This window comes from Stenotrophomonas sp. 05L44_2, assembly GCF_056665995.1.
Window position 1 is genome coordinate 1 of the sequence record NZ_JBFTNR010000448.1, and the last position, 3539, is coordinate 3539.

3 protein-coding genes and 1 pseudogene are annotated in these 3539 nt (G+C 62.5%); all 4 read left to right on the forward strand.

Annotated features, from left to right (window positions below; translation table 11 throughout):
- Positions 1-502: pseudogene (locus AC1VAN_RS15320) on the forward strand (DNA-directed RNA polymerase subunit beta'); the annotation flags it as partial.
- A 395-nt stretch (positions 503-897) separates the two neighbouring features.
- Complete coding sequence (gene rpsL, locus AC1VAN_RS15325) at positions 898-1272, forward strand: 30S ribosomal protein S12 (RefSeq protein WP_480986123.1); 375 nt, start codon at positions 898-900, stop codon at positions 1270-1272.
- Positions 1273-1284: 12 nt separating this feature from the next.
- Positions 1285-1752, forward strand: a complete 468-nt coding sequence (gene rpsG / locus AC1VAN_RS15330; protein ID WP_480986124.1) for a 30S ribosomal protein S7 — start codon at positions 1285-1287, stop codon at positions 1750-1752.
- Positions 1753-1890: 138 nt separating this feature from the next.
- Positions 1891-3539, forward strand: a 1649-nt coding sequence (gene fusA, locus AC1VAN_RS15335) for an elongation factor G (RefSeq protein ID WP_480986125.1), incomplete at its 3' end; no start/stop codon positions are given.

Genomic DNA, 3539 nt, shown 5'->3' on the forward strand with positions numbered 1-3539 from the left:
GATCAACGACAAGCACATCGARGTGATCACCCGCCAGATGCTGCGCAAGGTCGAGATCACCGATCAGGGCAGCAGCAAGTTCCTGAACGGCGAACAGGTCGAGCGCCAGCGCGTCATCGAGGAAAATGCACGCCTGACCACCCGCAACGAGCTGATTGCTCGCTTCGATCCGGTCCTGCTGGGCATCACCAAGGCATCGCTGGCTACCGAATCGTTCATCTCGGCTGCTTCCTTCCAGGAAACCACCCGCGTGCTGACCGAGGCTGCCGTCCGCGGCACCAAGGACAACCTGCGCGGCCTGAAGGAAAACGTGATCGTCGGCCGTCTGATTCCGGCCGGTACCGGTCTGACCTACCACGCCAACCGCCGCCGCAATGCGAGCGGGCTGACGGACTCGGAAATGCAGACTCTGGCCGGCACCCCGGCAGCTGCAGCCGCCGTGGCCGTGGCAGCACCGGAAGTGGTGGTGGAGTCGACCGACGCCGAGCAGGCCGAGGATTGATCGGCCGGTCCGGCTCAGGCCGGACCTCGATCGGGCAGGGGGCGGCCATCGGCCGGTCCCTGCTTCATGGTCCGGCTCCGTGCCGGACACGTATCACGCAGGACCCGCCTCGGCGGGATCTGCACTCGAGGGCCCAGGCCGCTGGTCTGTTCGCCGTCGATGAGGTAGGATGCCGCCCCGGCCCAGCGATGGGTCGGGCGACAACCTGAACGGGGGGCATGGAGAAGGCTCCCCTGTAACGGCCCTGGATCAGGGCTGGCTTGGCGCGTGCGCATTTGACCGCGTTTTCGCCAGGTTGCTACAATCGTCTGTCTCAGCAGGCCGGTTTTTCGCCTGCTCGCACATATCCGCATTCATGGCCGGTTTTTTTCGGCCTCTCTCAGAAGAACATACTGATGGCGACGATCAATCAGCTKGTCCGCAAGCCGCGGCAGGCRACCACYTAYAAGAGYGCCTCGCCGGCTCTCGAAAAGTGCCCCCAGCGCCGTGGCGTCTGCACGCGCGTTTACACCACTACTCCGAAGAAGCCGAACTCGGCCCTTCGCAAGGTTGCCAAGGTTCGCCTGACCAACCAGGAAGAAGTGATTTCCTACATCGGCGGTGAAGGCCACAACCTGCARGAGCACTCSGTGGTYCTGRTSCGTGGCGGTCGYGTSAAGGAYYTGCCSGGTGTGCGTTACCACACCGTTCGTGGTTCGCTCGACGCCTCCGGCGTTGCCAAGCGTCGCCAGGGCCGTTCCAAGTACGGCGCCAAGCGTCCGAAGAGCTAAGGGAAAGCACACATGTCTCGTAAAGGTAATACGCCGCAGCGCGCAGTCCTGCCGGATCCGAAGCACGGAAGCGAAACCATCGCCCGTTTCATCAACATGGTGATGCTGAGCGGCAAGAAGTCGGTCGCTGAAAAGATCGTCTATGGCGCCATGGACGTGATCGGTGAGAAGAACCCGAATTCCGTCGAGCTGGTTCAGAAGGCTCTGGAAAACGTGGCTCCGTCGGTCGAAGTCAAGTCCCRCCGCGTCGGTGGTGCCACCTACCAGGTGCCGGTCGAAGTGCGCGCCTCGCGCAAGATGGCTCTGGCCATGCGTTGGCTGATCGACTCCGCGCGCAAGCGTGGTGAGAACACCATGCCGAAGAAGCTGGCCGCTGAACTGATCGACGCCTCGGAAAACCGTGGCGGCGCCATCAAGAAGCGCGAAGAAACCCACCGCATGGCCGAAGCCAACAAGGCATTCGCCCACTACCGCTGGTGAGTTTGACGGCCTTGTAAAACAGGCAGGGCAGCACCATCTCGGTGCTGCCTCGCGGCCCCAGAAGGGCTGCGCCAATCCGAAGGCCGCCGAAAGGCGGCGTTCGGCCATCCGAAATCCAAGAAATCTGAGAGGCTCCCCGTGGCCCGTTCCACTCCCATCGAGCGTTACCGCAATTTCGGCATCATGGCCCACATCGATGCCGGCAAGACCACCACGTCCGAGCGCATCCTGTTCTACACCGGCAAGAGCCACAAGATCGGTGAAGTGCATGACGGCGCCGCCACCATGGACTGGATGGAGCAGGAGCAGGAGCGTGGCATCACGATCCAGTCCGCTGCGACCACCGCGTTCTGGAAGGGCATGGACAAGTCCCTGCCGGAGCACCGCTTCAACATCATCGACACCCCCGGGCACGTCGACTTCACCATCGAAGTGGAGCGCTCGCTGCGCGTGCTCGACGGTGCCGTCTTCGTGCTGTGTGCCGTCGGTGGCGTGCAGCCGCAGTCGGAAACCGTGTGGCGCCAGGCCAACCGTTACAAGGTGCCGCGCATCGCGTTCGTCAACAAGATGGACCGCACCGGCGCCAACTTCAGCAAGGTCGTCGGCCAGCTGAAGGCGAAGCTGGGTGCCAAGGCCGTTCCGATGCAGCTGCCGATCGGCGCTGAGGAAGGCTTCAAGGGCGTCGTCGATCTGCTGAAGATGAAGGCCATCCATTGGGATGAGGCTTCGCAGGGCATGAAGTTCGAGTACAGCGATGTGCCGGCCGAGCTGCTGGCTGAAGCGACCGAAGCCCGTACCTTCATGATCGAAGCGGCTGCCGAAGCCAGCGAAGAGCTGATGGACAAGTACCTGGGCGGCGATGAGCTGACCGAGGCCGAGATCATCGAAGCCCTGCGCGTGCGCACCCTGGCGACCGACATCGTGCCGATGTACTGCGGCTCGGCGTTCAAGAACAAGGGCGTGCAGGCCATGCTGGACGGCGTGATCCAGCTGCTGCCGTCGCCGATCGACGTGCCGGACGTGACCGGTACCGACGTTGACGATGAGACCAAGGAAATGAGCCGCAAGTCTGACGACAAGGCTCCCTTCTCGGCCCTGGCCTTCAAGATCATCACCGACCCGTTCGTCGGCGCGCTGACCTTCTTCCGTGTCTACTCGGGCACGTTGAATGCAGGCGACCAGTTGCTGAACTCGGTGAAGGGCAAGAAGGARCGYATCGGCCGYATYCTGCAGATGCACKCCAACAACCGTGAAGAAATCAAGGAAGTGCTGGCAGGCGACATCGCCGCCGCCGTGGGCCTGAAGGACACCACCACCGGTGACACCCTGTGCTCCATGGATCAGCCGATCATCCTCGAGCGCATGGTGTTCCCGGAGCCGGTCATCTCGATGGCCGTCGAGCCGAAGACCAAGTCCGACCAGGAAAAGATGGGTCTGGCRCTGKSKCGTCTGGCYCAGGAAGATCCGTCGTTCCGCGTSMRSASCGACGAAGAATCCGGCCARACCATCATCTCGGGCATGGGCGAGCTGCACCTGGAMATCMTSGTTGACCGCATGAAGCGCGAGTTCAACGTYGAAGCCAMSGTSGGCAAGCCGCAGGTGGCKTAYCGCGAAACGATCACCCTGTCGGACGTGAAGTCGGACTACAAGCACGCCAAGCAGTCCGGTGGTAAGGGTCAGTACGGTCACGTCGTGATCGAGCTGTCGCCGATCACCGATGCCGATCGTGCAGATCCGAAGATCGCCGCGGGTATCAAGGACGACTTCCTGTTCATCAACGACATCAC